Origin of the sequence: Lentzea roselyniae (assembly GCF_039537795.1) — a bacterium.
GTDB lineage: Bacteria > Actinomycetota > Actinomycetes > Mycobacteriales > Pseudonocardiaceae > Lentzea > Lentzea atacamensis.
Map to the genome: position 1 here is coordinate 118112 of NZ_BAABBE010000024.1, position 13641 is coordinate 131752.

The 13641-nt window shown below is 68.2% G+C and carries 15 protein-coding genes; 7 read left to right on the plus strand and 8 right to left on the minus strand.

What is annotated here, in order from left to right:
- Positions 1-35: 35 nt before the first annotated feature.
- Complete coding sequence (locus tag ABFX45_RS33695; RefSeq protein ID WP_109637696.1) at positions 36-827, minus strand: alpha/beta fold hydrolase; 792 nt, start codon at positions 825-827, stop codon at positions 36-38.
- A 208-nt stretch (positions 828-1035) separates the two neighbouring features.
- Between ABFX45_RS33695 and ABFX45_RS33700 the strand changes: the two genes are divergently transcribed.
- From ABFX45_RS33700 to ABFX45_RS33715, 4 genes are all read left to right on the plus strand, one after another.
- Positions 1036-2469, plus strand: coding sequence for an MFS transporter (locus tag ABFX45_RS33700; RefSeq protein WP_109637698.1), 1434 nt, complete (start codon positions 1036-1038; stop codon positions 2467-2469).
- A gap of 100 nt (positions 2470-2569) precedes the next feature.
- Positions 2570-3967 (plus strand): MFS transporter, encoded by a 1398-nt coding sequence (locus tag ABFX45_RS33705; RefSeq protein WP_233439605.1) that lies wholly within the window; start codon positions 2570-2572, stop codon positions 3965-3967.
- Positions 3968-3985: 18 nt separating this feature from the next.
- On the plus strand, positions 3986-4564 hold the full coding sequence (locus tag ABFX45_RS33710; RefSeq protein ID WP_109637702.1) for a TetR/AcrR family transcriptional regulator: 579 nt from the start codon (positions 3986-3988) through the stop codon (positions 4562-4564).
- Between the two features lie 150 nt (positions 4565-4714).
- Positions 4715-5359: a DedA family protein gene (locus tag ABFX45_RS33715; protein ID WP_109637704.1), complete on the plus strand. Its 645-nt coding sequence runs from the start codon at positions 4715-4717 to the stop codon at positions 5357-5359.
- A gap of 14 nt (positions 5360-5373) precedes the next feature.
- Here the strand turns inward: ABFX45_RS33715 and ABFX45_RS33720 are convergent, their stop codons facing one another.
- The 7 genes from ABFX45_RS33720 to ABFX45_RS33750 form a co-directional block, all read right to left on the minus strand.
- Positions 5374-5976, minus strand: a complete 603-nt coding sequence (locus ABFX45_RS33720; RefSeq protein WP_109637706.1) for a class I SAM-dependent methyltransferase — start codon at positions 5974-5976, stop codon at positions 5374-5376.
- Positions 5963-7450: an MFS transporter gene (locus ABFX45_RS33725; protein WP_346134422.1), complete on the minus strand. Its 1488-nt coding sequence runs from the start codon at positions 7448-7450 to the stop codon at positions 5963-5965. The genes ABFX45_RS33720 and ABFX45_RS33725 overlap by 14 nt, the downstream gene beginning before the upstream one ends.
- Positions 7451-7812: 362 nt before the next feature.
- Complete coding sequence (locus tag ABFX45_RS33730; protein ID WP_346134424.1) at positions 7813-8541, minus strand: GAF and ANTAR domain-containing protein; 729 nt, start codon at positions 8539-8541, stop codon at positions 7813-7815.
- Between the two features lie 5 nt (positions 8542-8546).
- The gene (locus ABFX45_RS33735) at positions 8547-9275 is read right to left on the minus strand and encodes a GAF and ANTAR domain-containing protein (protein ID WP_346134426.1); all 729 of its coding nucleotides are present in this window, start codon (positions 9273-9275) and stop codon (positions 8547-8549) included.
- A gap of 143 nt (positions 9276-9418) precedes the next feature.
- Complete coding sequence (locus tag ABFX45_RS33740; RefSeq protein WP_109637713.1) at positions 9419-9802, minus strand: HPF/RaiA family ribosome-associated protein; 384 nt, start codon at positions 9800-9802, stop codon at positions 9419-9421.
- A 329-nt stretch (positions 9803-10131) separates the two neighbouring features.
- Entirely contained in the window at positions 10132-11163 is a 1032-nt protein-coding gene (locus ABFX45_RS33745) for a N(5)-(carboxyethyl)ornithine synthase (RefSeq protein ID WP_346134428.1), read from the minus strand.
- Complete coding sequence (locus tag ABFX45_RS33750) at positions 11153-11746, minus strand: GNAT family N-acetyltransferase (RefSeq protein WP_346134430.1); 594 nt, start codon at positions 11744-11746, stop codon at positions 11153-11155. The genes ABFX45_RS33745 and ABFX45_RS33750 overlap by 11 nt, the downstream gene beginning before the upstream one ends.
- Before the next feature lie 432 nt (positions 11747-12178).
- Between ABFX45_RS33750 and ABFX45_RS33755 the strand changes: the two genes are divergently transcribed.
- The 3 genes from ABFX45_RS33755 to ABFX45_RS33765 all read left to right on the plus strand — a co-directional run bounded on the left by ABFX45_RS33755 (position 12179) and on the right by ABFX45_RS33765 (position 13556).
- Positions 12179-12733 (plus strand): DUF5994 family protein, encoded by a 555-nt coding sequence (locus ABFX45_RS33755; RefSeq protein ID WP_109637727.1) that lies wholly within the window; start codon positions 12179-12181, stop codon positions 12731-12733.
- Entirely contained in the window at positions 12730-12885 is a 156-nt protein-coding gene (locus tag ABFX45_RS33760) for a DUF6307 family protein (protein ID WP_170154986.1), read from the plus strand. The genes ABFX45_RS33755 and ABFX45_RS33760 overlap by 4 nt, the downstream gene beginning before the upstream one ends.
- Positions 12886-13232: 347 nt before the next feature.
- Complete coding sequence (locus ABFX45_RS33765; protein ID WP_346134433.1) at positions 13233-13556, plus strand: hypothetical protein; 324 nt, start codon at positions 13233-13235, stop codon at positions 13554-13556.
- The last annotated feature ends 85 nt before the right edge of the window (positions 13557-13641 follow it).

The window sequence follows — 13641 nt, forward strand, 5'->3', positions numbered from 1 at the left end:
CGTGCTGAGTCGACTGTCCGGCGTTCGGCGGCGCGCTACTGGCGAGACAGGAAGCCGGTGATGCGGCTCGTCCAGGTCTGCACGTCGGGGACCGTGGTCGACACGTGCAGCGTCGACTCGGGCAGCAGTTCGTGGAGCCGTTCGGCGGTCGAGACGGGGTGCAGCGGGTCGGTGTCCCAGGTGAGGATGAGCGCCGGGTGACGCAGGGCCGCGATCTCGTCCGGGGCGGGGAGATCCGACTCGCCGATGCCTCGCAGGATCGGAGCGAGCAGCTCGTCCGGGATGTCGGGCGTCAGGTCGAAGGCCGGGTAGTCGGCGAAGATCGGCAAAGGCTCCCTCCTCGCCCACTCCTGCCGCCAGTGCGCGGCGCCGCGGGATTCGATGATCTCGGCGTTGTCGGTGTACCACCGCCTGGCCTGGTTCGGTCCTTCCTCCCACGCCACTGGAGGAATGATCAGCACCAGGCTGCGGAAGCGGTCGGGTTCGGCGATGGCGGCGCGCAACGCGACGTCGCAGCCCAGCGAGGAGCCCATGAAGTCGATCGGCTCGTCGATGTCGAGCTCGTCCAGCAGGGCGAGCAGGTCGAGGGTGAAGTTCTCGAAGCGGTAGTCGTCGGCGACCGGGCGACCGGTCGAGTGCCCGTGGCCGCGCTGATCGTAGGTCAGCAGCTGACGATCGGCCGCCAGGGCGTCGAAATCGAGAAGGTGGAGGCGGCGGACCGCCTTGCGGCTGAGGAAGACGCCGTGGGCGTACCCGAGAAGCGCCCCGGATCCGCTGAGCTCGTACGCGATCTTCGCGCCTGCCCTGGTGACGTACTGGTCCTGCATCGCTGCTCCTTCAGTGCGGATTCAGACGGCAATCCTTTATACCCATAGGGGGTAGAGGTATACAAGCCTCGTGGTGTTGACACCCCCTGGGGGTATGGGCGTAACCTCCTCGCTGAGATACCCCCAGGGGGTATCGAGATGGTGCACCGGTACCACGGTGGCGGCCGTGAAGGTCATCACCAGCCCCCTATCGGTATGGAGTTCAGAAATGTCCAATGTGGATCAATCAGCCGGGCGCAGGTGGTGGGCGCTCGCCCTCATCGCCGCGGCGCAGTTCATGGTCATCATGGACACCTCGATCATCGGGGTGGCCCTGCCGCGGATCCAGGCGGATCTCGGCTTCTCCCAGGAAAACCTGTCCTGGGTCTTCAACGCCTACGTCGTCGCCTTCGGCGGACTGCTGTTGCTCGGCGGCAAGCTGTCCGATCTGCTCGGTGCCCGCCGCATGTTCGCCACCGGCTGGCTGGTGCTTCTGGCAGGCTCCGTCGTCGCAGGTGCCGCGGGCGAGATCTGGGTGGAGCTGCTCGGCCGTGCGGTGCAGGGCGCTGGAGCGGCGCTCATCGCACCTTCGGCCCTGACCCTGCTGATGATGCTGTTCGGCGGCGAACCGGCCCAGCTCGGCAAGGCGCTCGCGGTCTACGGGGCCGCAGCTCCGGCCGGTGGTACCGCCGGCGTCTTCCTCGGCGGCGTGATCACCGAGTACCTGAGCTGGCCGTGGGTGTTCTACATCAACGTGCCGATCGCGGTGATCGCGCTGATCGCCATCCCGGCCCTGATGCCCGCGGGTGCCGTTCGGCGAGGCTCCACCGACCTGCTCGGCGCGATCACGGTGACGGCAGGCCTGGCGGTGGCGGTCTACGCCATCGTGCGTGCTCCCGAAGCCGGATGGGCCTCGGCCGAGACGATCGCCGGCTTGGTCCTCGCGGTCGTGCTGCTGGGAACGTTCCTGGTCGTCCAGGCCAGGCGGAAGTCTCCGCTGGTGCGGCTCGGCATCTTCCGCACACCGCAGCTCGGGGCGGCGAACATCGCCCAGCTGCTGCTCGGTGGTGCGTGGATTCCGATGTGGTTCTTCCTCAACCTCTACCTGCAGCAGGTGCTCGGCCTCGGCGCCTTCGCCAGCGGCTCGGCGCTGCTGCCGATGACCACCGCGATCATGGTGCTGATGGTGGTCGTCGCGCCGCGGCTCACCGCACGGTTCGGCGTCAAGCCGATGGTGGTCACCGGGCTCGTCGTGCTCGCCGCCGGTCTGGGATGGCTGGCACTGGCGCGCCCGGACGGCGACTACTGGGTGGACGTACTGCCTGCGTCGCTCGTGGCCGCCACCGGCATGGCCCTGGCGTTCATCCCCTCGCTGGGCACCGCCATCTCCAGCGCCCGCCCGGAGGAAGGCGGCCTCGCGTCGGGCATCGTCAACACCAGCTACCAGATCGGGTCCGCGCTCGGCCTGGCCGCGATGACCGCGCTGGCCGCCTCCTACGGCGCCGACCGGCTCGGTGACGCCGATGCCCTGACCAGCGGCGTGTCCGCCGCGTTCATCGGTGCCGCCGGTATCGCCGTCGCGGGCGCGCTCATCGCGGGCGTCACCCTGCGCGGCCGCCGTGCGGCTGTCGCTGCCGCCGAGCGCGAGTCGGCGAACGTCTGAATCGCCCAGGCACCGCGATAAGTCGAACATCACTGTTCGACTTATCGCGGCAGCATGTCTAAGCTAAGTCGAACAGTGATGTTCGACTTAGGGGGTCGTCGTGAGCCTGATAGACGCTCGTACTCGTTGGTGGGCATTGGGATTGCTGTCGCTGGCGCAGTTCATGGTGATCTTGGACGTGACGGTCGTGAACGTCGCTCTGCCGGTGATCGCCACCGAGCTGGAGCTTGATCGAGCGGCGCTGACGTGGGTGGTGACCGCCTACACGCTGTGCTTCGGCGGCCTGATGCTGCTCGGCGGCAGGCTGGCTGATGCGGTGGGCAGGCGCCGCACCTTCCTCATCGGCCTGACGGTGTTCACGATCGCTTCCCTGGTGTCGGGGTTGGCGTGGAGCGCGTCCGCGCTCGTGGCGGCCCGCACTGCGCAGGGCATGGGTGCCGCGCTGCTGTCGCCCGCAGCGCTGTCGATCGTCACCACGACCTTCCACGGGCCCGACCGCAACCGCGCCCTCGGCGTGTGGGCGGCGATCGCCGGTGCCGGTGCCGCGGCCGGTGTGTTGCTCGGCGGACTGTTCACCGCGGGGCCGGGCTGGGAGTGGGTGTTCTTCATCAACGTGCCCGTCGGGCTCGTCGTGGGGTCGCTGCTGCCACGCCTCGTACCGGCGGGCCGAGGTGGACGGTCCCATGTGGACCTGCCCGGAGCGCTGATCGCGATGACGGCGGTGGGAACGTTGATCTACGGCCTGGTGCGGGCCGGCGACACCGGGTGGAGCGGCGGCAGCACGCTTTTCCTTCTCGCGGCCGGGCTGGGGTTGCTGGCCGTGTTCGTGGTGGTGGAGCGCCGAACGGCAGAACCGTTGGTGCGGCTGGAGTTGCTGACGCGGCGCCCTGTGGCGGCCGGCAACGTGGTGATGCTGGGAGCGTCGGGTCTGCTGCTGGCCAACTTCTTCCTCAACTCGCAGTACCTCCAGCACGTGCTGCGGCTCGACGCGCTGGAAACCGGTCTGATCTTCCTGCCCGTGGCGCTGGTGATCGGGGTGGGCACTCACCTCGGCGTGCGCGTCGTCGCGCGGTTCGGCGGGCGTCCGGCCGTGGCCGTCGGATTCGGTCTCGCGGCCGTTGGAGCGGTGCTGCTGTCACAGGTGCCCGTCACCGGAAACGCCTGGAGCGCGGTTCTTCCCGGCTTCCTGATCTCCGGTCTCGGGCTCGGGGCAACGTTCGTCACCGCCACCACCACGGCGATGGCGCACGTGGAGCCGCACGACGCGGGCACCACCTCGGGGCTGATCAGCACCGGACACGAGCTCGGCGCCACGCTGGGCATCGCGTTCGTGGCCACGATCGCCGCCCAGAGCCTGCGGGGGAGCGGCCCGGTGAGCGGGTTCGGCGCGGCCTTCACCGCCATGGCGGTCGCGGCGGTGCTCCTCGCGGCCCTGACTGCCTGGCTCGTTCCCGCCGGCCGCCCGCCCGCCACCGACGGACCGGTGTTCGCGCACTGACGCCCGTAGGCTTCGGTCGTGGCCACCACGGAGACCCGGCGCCGCGCCGACGCCGAACGCAACATCGCCGCCATTCTCGACGCCGCCCTCGTCTGCTTCACCGAGGAGCCCCAGGCGAGCATGGCGGCGATCGCGCGCGCCGCGGGCGTCGGCCGGGTCACCCTCTACGCCCATTTCCCGTCCCGCGAAGTCCTTCTGGAGGCGGTGCTCGACCGCACGATCGCGCAGGCGGGCGAAGTGATTCGTGCGGCCGCACCTTCGGAAGGACCTGCCACCACGGCATTGCGGCGCCTGCTGCGGTCGTCGTGGCACGTTCTCGACCAGCACCGCCAGCTGTTCGACCTCGCCCAGCGCGAGCTCGGTTCACCGAACCTGCGAGAACGGCACCGTCAGGTCGTGGACCACGTCGAGGACCTGCTGGTGCGGGGACAGCAGGAGGGCGTGTTCCGGACGGATCTTCCGATCACCTGGTTGGTGACCACCGTCTACAGCCTTCTGCACGCGGCCGCGGAGGACGTCAACGCCGGCCAGTTGCGCGCGGACGAGGCCGCCGAGGTGCTGGAAGCGACGTTGCTGCAGGCCCTCGAGTCACGCTGACGCGGCCACCTGACCGGAAATCGTCCACAAATCGGGGTTCCCCCTTAGTCCTGAGGTCTACTGCCGGTTCAGACCACGGGCCGATGTGCGAGCTGTACCGGTTCCGGTGAACTGTCCCGCACGTTCTGTTGTTCCTACTGGGGAGAGTTCATGGCCTTCTTGACCGATGCCCTCGAAGGGCTGGCCGGTCTGCCGCAGCCCGCCGTGGTGGCGGTGACGGGTGCGTTGACGCTGGCGGAGTGCACGCTCGGGGTGGGCTTCCTCGCGCCGGGAGAGAGCGCCCTGCTGCTGGCCTCGACGACGGTGACGAGCGTGCCCCGGTTCCTGGTCATGTGGCTCGTGGTCACGGTGTGCGCGGTCGCCGGCGACAGCATCGGCTACTTCCTCGGCCGCCGTTTCGGTGACCGTCTGCGCGACAGCAAGGTCGTCCGCAAAGTGGGGCAGCAGCACTGGGACAAGGCGGGTGAGCTGTTGCGGCGTCGCGGCGCGTGGGCGGTGTTCGTCGCCCGGTTCATGCCCGTCGTGCGGACCCTGGTCCCGGCGTCGGCGGGTGCGTCGAAACTGGAGTACCACCGGTTCCTGCCCGCCTCGGTCGCGGGCGCGGTGTGCTGGTCCGCGCTGCACATCGGCATCGGCTCGGCGGCGGGTGCCTCGGCGAAGTACATCGAGTCCGTGTTCAACGGAGCGATGTGGGTCCTGATGGGCGTCGCGGTGGTGGTCGGCGTGATCGTCGTGTTGCGACGCCGCAGGCAGGCCACCGCGGTCGAGGCGAGGGAACTGGAAGAAGTCGCCTGAACTCTGCCTCCGCGTCACTGCTTCCGGTAGATGAGGCGGATGTTCTGCGGACCGGCCGAGGTCCGGCGGCGTTCGAAGAGTTCGTCGAGCAGGGCGATGACCGGGCGGCGGCGATGCCGGGTGAACACGGGTCGCCACAGGAACAGGACGAGTTCTCCGCCCGGCCGAAGCACACGGTGCGCCTCGCGAACGGCTGCCAGCGGGTCGGGCATCTCCTCGAGGCTGTAGCCGTAGAACAGGGTGTCGGCCTGGTCGTCGGCCAGCGGGAGCTTGCAGCCGTCACCGGCCAGAAAGGACACTCGCGCACCGGGCACGTCGTCCAGCTGGTGCTGCAGTGACCGCATGGCCGACGGCGACGGGTCGAGGGCGATCAGAGTGTTCTCGCTGCCCAGATGGGCTTTCAGTGCAGTGGTGTAGAAGCCGCCCCCGCTGCCGACTTCCAGACAGACCGTGCCGGGCCGACGGCTGATCACACGCAGGTCGTAGCGGGGCAGGTCCCATCCGAGGACCATGCGCAGGACCGGGCTGCTGATCAGCCGGTACAGGCGGTCGGGTGTGCGCCACCCGCCGCTGACACCCGGGTGTGTCGTGCTGGTCTTGAGATCAAGGTCGGTCATCGTCGTGTGGTTCCTTCGTTTTGGGCAGCGCACGTGCCGCGGCGATCGTGGCGAGGACGAACAGGACGGCACCCACCGCCAGCGCGGCTCGCAGGCCGGTCACGAACGCCTCACGGGCTAGTTCGAGCAGTTCAGAGCCCTCTTCGGGTGGTAATCCCGCAGCAGCGGCGTTCGCCTCGGTGAGGCCATCTCGCGCTAGTGCGGCCGTGCCGGGAAGACTGGCGGAGTAGATCAGGGTGGCGATGCTGCCCAGAACCGTGACACCGAGCCCGGCGCCGAGCTCGTAGGCGGTCTCTTCGACAGCAGCAGCCGCGCCCGCCTGCTCTGCCGGTGCGGCGGCGAGCAAAGCGTCGGAGGCGGCGGTGAGCGAGATCGAGACACCGAACCCGGTCGCGGCCAGCACCGATCCGAGCAGCCACAGGTTCTCGGTCACCGTCATACCCGCGGCGGCGGCTGCCAGGGCCACCGCACTGACAGCGAATCCGGCGACCGTCATCCGGCGATTCCCGAACCGCTGCAACAACGGCGCGGCGACGACACTGCCGATGACAGCCGAGACCATGACGAACATCAGTCGCAGCGCGGCGGGCATGGGTTGCAGCGCGAGCACGAGCTGGAGGTACTGGGCGAAGAGCAGGCCCAGACCGACCAACGAGGTCATGACCAGCAGAACACTGCCGACCGCGACACTGAACGCGCGGTCGCGAAACAGCGCCACGTCGAGCAGCGGGACGAGGAGTTTGCGTTGCCGCCGCACAAATGCGACGAGCAACAGGCATCCGAGCAGCCCGGCAACCGGGCCGAGCACGTACATCGCGCCGCCGTGCGGGGTCTGCTTGATCGCGAAGGCGATCCCGATGACCCCCAACGCGGCCAGCGCCGCGCCGAGCACGTCCCACGGCCCGTCCGGCGGGTCCGCGGACTCCGGGATCAGCCAGTAGGTCAACGGAACCGCCACGACCATCACCGGCACGTTGATCAGGAACGCGGCGTGCCACGAGAACGTCTCCACGAGGAAGCCGCCGAGCAACGGCCCGAGCACCGCCCCCGAGCCGGCCACTCCACTCCAGATGCCGATGGCCATCTGGCGTTCGGCACGGTCGGGAAATGCCTGGCGCAACAGCGACAGCGTGGTCGGCATGATCATCGCGCCGCCGACGCCGAGCGCGGCCCGCGCGGCGACCAGCACCGCGACGTCGGGTGCCCACGCGCAGGCGAGTGAGGCCAGCCCGAACACGACGTACCCGAGCACCAGAATGCGACGCCGGCCGTACCGATCGCCCAACGTGCCGAAGGCGAGCAGCAGGGGCGCCGCAACCAGCGAGTAGACAGCGATGATCCACAGCTGACCGGTGGCGGTGGGCCGCAGGTCCTCCGCCAGCGCGGGCAAGGCCATGTGGAGCACGGTCGCGTCCACGGACACCAGCAGCAGGCTGGCACACAAGATCGCCAGTACGAGCCAGCGCCTGCCCACCAGCACCTTGGAAGGAGGAATCGTCACAACCAGCTGGCCTTGCACAGATCGCGGAACACGGCTCTACTCTGACCGATTCCGGTTCGCGGCACCTCATCCTTCAGGCGCTCGTAAATCATCCTCTGGTCGTAGAGGGACAGGCGGCCACAACTGTGGCCAGGGTCAGGCCGATGGTCGCGAGGATGGTCCGCACAGGAACCGTGTAGGCACGCTGGTTCGGCGGCATGCCGACCACTCCCGTCCCTGTCGGCGGACAACCGTTCACGGGGAACGCCGAGGACGGCGCCGGTCCGGCTTCCGGGAAGTGCTCTCGGTACCGTCGAACTTACGCCCGTGGGATGTACGGCGCCTCTCCACGGACGTCAGGCTTTGCCGGCCCTCATCAGTTCGGTGATCTCCGGCGATCGCGATACGACCTGCTGCGCGACGTCCGACAGGAGCTGGTTGCTGTTGCGCGCGTGGTTGCGCATCAGCGAGAACGCGTCCGCGACATCGATCTGCAGGCGTTCGGCCAGGATGCCTTTCGCCTGCTCGATGACGATGCGGCTGTTGAGCGCGTTCTGCAGCTGTTCGGTGACCATCTCGCTGTGCCGCAGCGCCCGGACCTGGAGGATGCTGATCGTCGCGACGTTGGCGAAGGACTGGGCGAGCTCGACCGCGTCCTCCTGGATGATGCCGGGCGAGGCCCGGAACAGGTTCAGCGCGCCGACGATCTGCTCGCGCAGCCGCATCGGCACCGCGTGGACCGCGGAGAATCCCTGCTCACGCGCCGCGACCGAGAAGCGGGGCCAGCGCTGCGGCTCCTGGTCCAGGTCGGCGCACTCCACGGGCTGCCCGGTGTGGAAGCAGTCCAGGCAGGGGCCCTCCTCGTCCTGCAGCTGGAACAGCTCCAGCATCCGGGCCTGCTCGGTGGACGCCGCCACCAGGTTCAGCGCACCCCGCTGATCGGCCAGCAGGATTCCGACCGCGTCGACCTCCAGCAGCTCGACGCAGCGTTCGGTCAGCGTGTGCAGGAAGTCGATGGCGTCGAACCGCAGCACGAGCGTGTCCGCCAGCTCGACGAAGGTCTGAGTGATCCGCCGGTCCAACACGTGACTCACCTCTGTTTCTCATGGTTGGTGTCCGGGGTGAATCTCAGTCTGCGCGCGACCACGTCGGCGGCTACTTCCGACAGACGCAGGCCGGTGAGGTACGCGTGCGCCCGCAACCTCAGGAACGCCTCACCGAGATCGGTGTCCAGCTGCACCGACACCATGCCGGTGGCCTGGTGCACCACGCCCCAGCGACGTTCCGGCTCAGTACCCCACAGATCACCGCCGTCCGGCTCCGCCGGCGCCGCGGACCGGCCGAGCAGCAGCGCCGTCGCCGTGTCCGCGAACAGCAGCGCGTCCGCGAGCTGATCCGCCGACAACGGGCCGTCGACATCCCGGCAGATCTCCAACGCACCCAGCGCGATCGCGCCCAGCGTCAAGGGGATCACGAACACCGCCGCCACCCCCACCGCGACCGCGGCCGGGGCGAACACGGGCCAGCGCCGCGCACTCCATCCGCCTGCCAGATCGGATACGAACACCGGCTGGTTCTGCCGCAGAGCCTCCGACGCTGGTCCCTCGCCCACCGTTGCCTGCAGCTCGGCGATCTCGTCACCGACGGCTCCGGCGACTTCGAGCGGTTGCGCGGTACCGGCCAGGTAGACCGCGACACCGACCGCGTTCAGTTCGGTACGGCAGGCAAGACAGACGTGGCGGACGCCGGCGGGTTCCTGGTCGGCTCTGGCGATCTCATTGATCACCGCGAGCATGTCGAGATGCCGATTCGTGCCCACGTTGGCCACTCCTCGCCATTGTGATCTCGTGCGAACGAAAGCCTAGCCCGAGGTGGCTTGCCAAGCGGGCGGACGCGCGCCGAGATCAGGTGGTTCGACGGATGCCGGCGCTCAGAAGGAGGAACGCGTCCTGACCGCGGCTGCTATTCGTGCTCGGGCAGCCGGGGCACAGACCTCAGCGCGCGGTTGCTGCGTGGTTCAGTCCGGGTCTTGGCCTCGTCGACCTGACGGACGAGTTCGTCGCGTACCTCGTTGAGCGCGCCGGGCAGGTCGCGCTCCGACGACGTGGCGACGAGATGCAGGCGAGGAGTGCGGTTGATCCAGCACTCGAGGGTGACTCGCTGCTCGGCACCCTTGCGGTCCTTCACGCTGATCTCCAGGTCGATCTGGTCGTCGCGGAACGACCGCAGTCGCGAACCGAGCGCGGCGAGGCGTTCCACGACCCATCCGCGTTCTGACGCGAGGAAGCCGGTGGCGAGGTGCAGGCGCTGGGCGACAACAGCTGTGTCGTCCGGGGTTTCGTTCATGCGACTATCAGTCCTTTGTGGATTGTTGTGCTCGGTGGACACGGTGGCGCGTGCAAGATTCGCGCCGGCCTGGCCTGGGCTGCTCCCGGTGTCACCGTCCGGTGAAGCACATCACTCCCGCTCGGGGGCACGCCACGAGTTGGGAACGGGCGCGACCGTCGGGGGAGTGGGCTGGACAGTGGCCGACAGGGCCGTGTCGGAGGATTGCGACTGTACGGGCCTGATGGCGCACGTATCGGTCATGAACACCCCCTCTCAGACAGGGGGCTTGTACATCCACACTACGCCAGGCGCCGGAGAGCACCGGGCGCAGGTGCGGGAGCAGCGCTTCACTGATCTCCCAGGTCGCCGAGTTCCACAGGTAGGACGGGCTGTGGTCCACGCCGTAGTAAACGCACGTGGTCGCCCACCAGGAAGTCCGGCTCTGTGAAGGAGGTGGGGCGCGCCCACTCGAAGCCCATGCCCGCGTCGCAGGAGACGTCGACGACCAGGGTCCCGGAGGCCAAAGTGGACAGATCGTCGTTGGTGAGGAAAGTCAGTGGTGCGTCGGTGTCCTGGAGCACGCAGTTGACGATGATGTCGTGTTTCGCGAGGAGTTCCGCCAGCGGCACCCTGCCTTCGTCGGTGAGTGCGTGGCTGCGCCGTGGATCGGCGGTGTCGTGGTCGAAGTGGATGATCCGTGCGGAGTGGATCGGCGAGCTGACGGCGGCGACACCGCGGTTGGTGAGGATGTTGACCTCGTGCACCCCGAGCGCGTTGAGCGCCGTCACGGCGCCTCGTGCGGTCGCGCCGAAGCCGATCACGACGGCGCGCAGCCGCAGCCCGTAGTCGCCGGTCGAGCCGGTCAGCTGCAAGGCGTGCAGCACCGAGCAGTAGCCGGCGAGCTCGTTGTTCTTGTGGAAGACGTGCAGGTTGAACGAGCCGTCGGAGGCCCAGTGGTTCATCGCCTCGAAGGCGATGAGTGTCAGCCGTCGTTCAACGGCCAGCTGCGTGAGTTTCTCGTCCTGGACGCAGTGCGGCCAGCCCCACAGCACCTGTCCTTCCCGGAGCTCCGCGACGTCCTCGGCGAGTGGCTTCGGCAGCAGGATGACATCGCACTCCGCGATGAGTTCCTCGCGCGAGCGCAATCCCGCGACGGAGGCCACGAGTTGCTCGTCGGAGACACCGAAGCGCTCCCCGTAGCCGTGCTCGAGGTAGATCCGGTCACGAAGGTCCGCGTCGATCCGGGCCAGGTGCAGCGGGTGCAGGGGAAGCCGGAACTCGTTCTCCTTGCGGGACTGCGCGATGACTCCGAGGTTGAGCTGTTCCACGTGTGTCCTGTCCGTGATGATGGCGACCGCGCGGCGAGAGTCAGTCGCCACTCAGGTTGGGTGGCTGCAGCGCCGCGGGCGCCGCCCGATCGAGGTCAGCCGCGCGGAGGCGGAACACCTGCAGCTCGACGCCGAAGTACTTGGAGGTCTCGCCGACCCAGTGCATGCCGTTGTTGCGGACGGTCGCCGCGGCGCGGGCGTCGCCGGGGCGGACGACGGCGAAGATCTCCTGGACGTTCTGGCTGAACGCCCAGCTGGCCAGCGCGTGGGTGGTCTCCGTGGCGTAGCCGTTGCCCCAGGCGTCTGGGCGCAACTGCCAGCCGATCTCCAGATCCTCGTCACCTGGCGGTAGCGGGAGCAGGACGGCGCCACCGATCACCCGATCGTCCGTGTTGCGCTGGATGGCCCATCGGCCGGCCGGAGCGGGCAACCGGTCGCCTTCGGCGCTCCACTGCTGCAGCAACAGCCGCATGGCGGCGAGGTCCGGCACCCGGTCCATGTCGGGGCTGAGCCAGCGTGTCACCTCGGCGTGGCCGTAGACGTCCAGTGCGGCCTGTGCGTCGTCGACCAGCCAGGGGCGCAAGGTCAGCCGCTCCGTGGTCAGCGGGTGGGGCGTCCATGTCGACGTGCTCATATCGGTACTCCGTCCCCCGGTTGCGTGAGCTGGCCGGGTGATGTTCGAGCAAATGGTCCGATATGGATCGTCAGGCCATTTCGGGAAGGGTGGAGGAGGTCGCTGGAAAAGCGGCACTTTTGTCTCCATGCTACACGCACCACCGGCACGCGCGATCGAGCTCCGCGTGATCAGAAATGTCCGGCCCACGTCTTCCTGAGAGTCAGCTGTGAGTAGCTGACCTGTACGTTTGGCTCGCTGAAGGCGTTTTCCGCACTTCGGTCAGATGTGCAGGGTGGCTGATCCAGAATTTTGGCGACATTTCGGTCGATCATGACTGAATCGGTGTAGAGTCAAGTTGCCGAAAACAGCGCGCATATGGCCAATCGAGTCCATGCCGTGCTCGGCGAAACTAGACCGGCTGTTTTTCCGGCCGGGGACGGGAGTCCTGACATGACGTCAGCACCCCACCTTTCCGACACCTCACCTGCCCGTGCGATCCCCGAGCAGGAACGACTGCGGCTGCGGCCGAAGGCGCCCACGACAGGACATGTCGACGGGGCCTGGTGGCCACGTTCCCGGGACCTCGCCGCCGAGCTGCCCTCGTTGCTCGCAGCGCTGGGAGCTCGCCTGGGCGACATCCTGCGGGTGAGCTACAACATCACCGAGTGGAACTCCGCGCCGCGCCGCATCATCGGCGACGGCCGCCAGATCCGGCTCGACGGGTTCATCTCCAGGCCCGCACACACCGTGGACGTGCTCGCGGCGGACAAGCACCGTCTCACGCTGCTCGTCGTGCCGTCGAACACCGACCCGGCCGCCGCGCACCAGACCATGATGATCACCGCCGATCGCGGCAACACCCAGACCGTCGAGGACCTGCTCGCCGCGGGCGTCAGCGTGACTGCGTCGACGCAACGCACGACCGACCTGACTCGGATCGCACTCGCGGGCTGGGAAGCAGACGGCGGTCGAATCCCGGAGCAGAAGAGGAAGCACACCCCATGACGACATCGACCTACCTGTCCATGTACGAGCGCAGAGTCAAGCTGGTCCAAGAAGTGCTGGCCGCGCACACCGAACTCAGCGCGAAAGACGCACAGGGACTTGCCGTGCACGTGCTGGGCGCGTTGGACCACATCCCGGAGCACATCCGCTGATCGCCGACCGGTCGCTCCGCGCCGGTGGTCACCGGCCCCACGTTCCAGCCGACCCGGAAGGTCCTTTGCGCTTCGCACGTACGGTTTCCTGAGCACGTACCCACCCACGCAATGCGGACTCGCCACGTTCACCGCCGCCTTGTTGCATCATCTGACCGCGGTGCCGCCGGGCAGCAAGGGCGAGGTGGTCCGTGTTCTCGCGGAGCCGGGGCACGAACCCGCCTCCGCAGCGGAAACATCGGTGGTGCACCAGATGACTCCCGGCGCGGTCGAGGCCGCGGCCGAGGCGCTCAACCGCTGCGACATGGTGGTGGTGCAGCACGAGTACGGGATCTACGCCGGCCGCGATGGTGCCGCTCGCCCTCATCGACGACGCCCTGGACACCCTCGCCGAACGTCGCGGGATCTGGCTCGGCGACGACCTCGCCACCATGACGCTGATCGCCAGGCTCATCGAGCAAGCCGGACGACTCGAATCACCCGCCGCCGACAGCCGATTGTCACGTCCGGCTCAGGGTTTGTGGATGATCAAGAGGCTGACCGGCGGCTCGCAAGACAGGGTCCGGACGCTGGTGGAGCCGGTTGTGAACCGTCACGGATTTGAGACCGCTTCCGTTCTTGAGGAAGATGGTCGTCATCATGTCGAAGCGTTACCCGCCCGAGGTTCGTGAGAAGGCCGTGCGCCTGGCCCTTGAGCGTCTCGATGAGTTCGAGTCCCCGTATGCCGCCGCCAGGGCGATCGGCCCGATGGTCGAT

What these genes read in the sequence shown, in the direction of transcription:
- ABFX45_RS33695 (WP_109637696.1), bottom strand. Translation starts at nt 827, where the DNA reads ATGCAGGACCAGTACGTCACCAGGGCAGGCGCGAAGATCGCGTACGAG.
- ABFX45_RS33700 (WP_109637698.1), top strand. Translation starts at nt 1,036, where the DNA reads ATGTCCAATGTGGATCAATCAGCCGGGCGCAGGTGGTGGGCGCTCGCC.
- ABFX45_RS33715 (WP_109637704.1), top strand. Translation starts at nt 4,715, where the DNA reads ATGGCCTTCTTGACCGATGCCCTCGAAGGGCTGGCCGGTCTGCCGCAG.
- ABFX45_RS33720 (WP_109637706.1), bottom strand. Translation starts at nt 5,976, where the DNA reads ATGACCGACCTTGATCTCAAGACCAGCACGACACACCCGGGTGTCAGC.
- ABFX45_RS33740 (WP_109637713.1), bottom strand. Translation starts at nt 9,802, where the DNA reads ATGAACGAAACCCCGGACGACACAGCTGTTGTCGCCCAGCGCCTGCAC.
- ABFX45_RS33750 (WP_346134430.1), bottom strand. Translation starts at nt 11,746, where the DNA reads ATGAGCACGTCGACATGGACGCCCCACCCGCTGACCACGGAGCGGCTG.
- ABFX45_RS33755 (WP_109637727.1), top strand. Translation starts at nt 12,179, where the DNA reads ATGACGTCAGCACCCCACCTTTCCGACACCTCACCTGCCCGTGCGATC.
- ABFX45_RS33760 (WP_170154986.1), top strand. Translation starts at nt 12,730, where the DNA reads ATGACGACATCGACCTACCTGTCCATGTACGAGCGCAGAGTCAAGCTG.
- ABFX45_RS33765 (WP_346134433.1), top strand. Translation starts at nt 13,233, where the DNA reads ATGGTGCCGCTCGCCCTCATCGACGACGCCCTGGACACCCTCGCCGAA.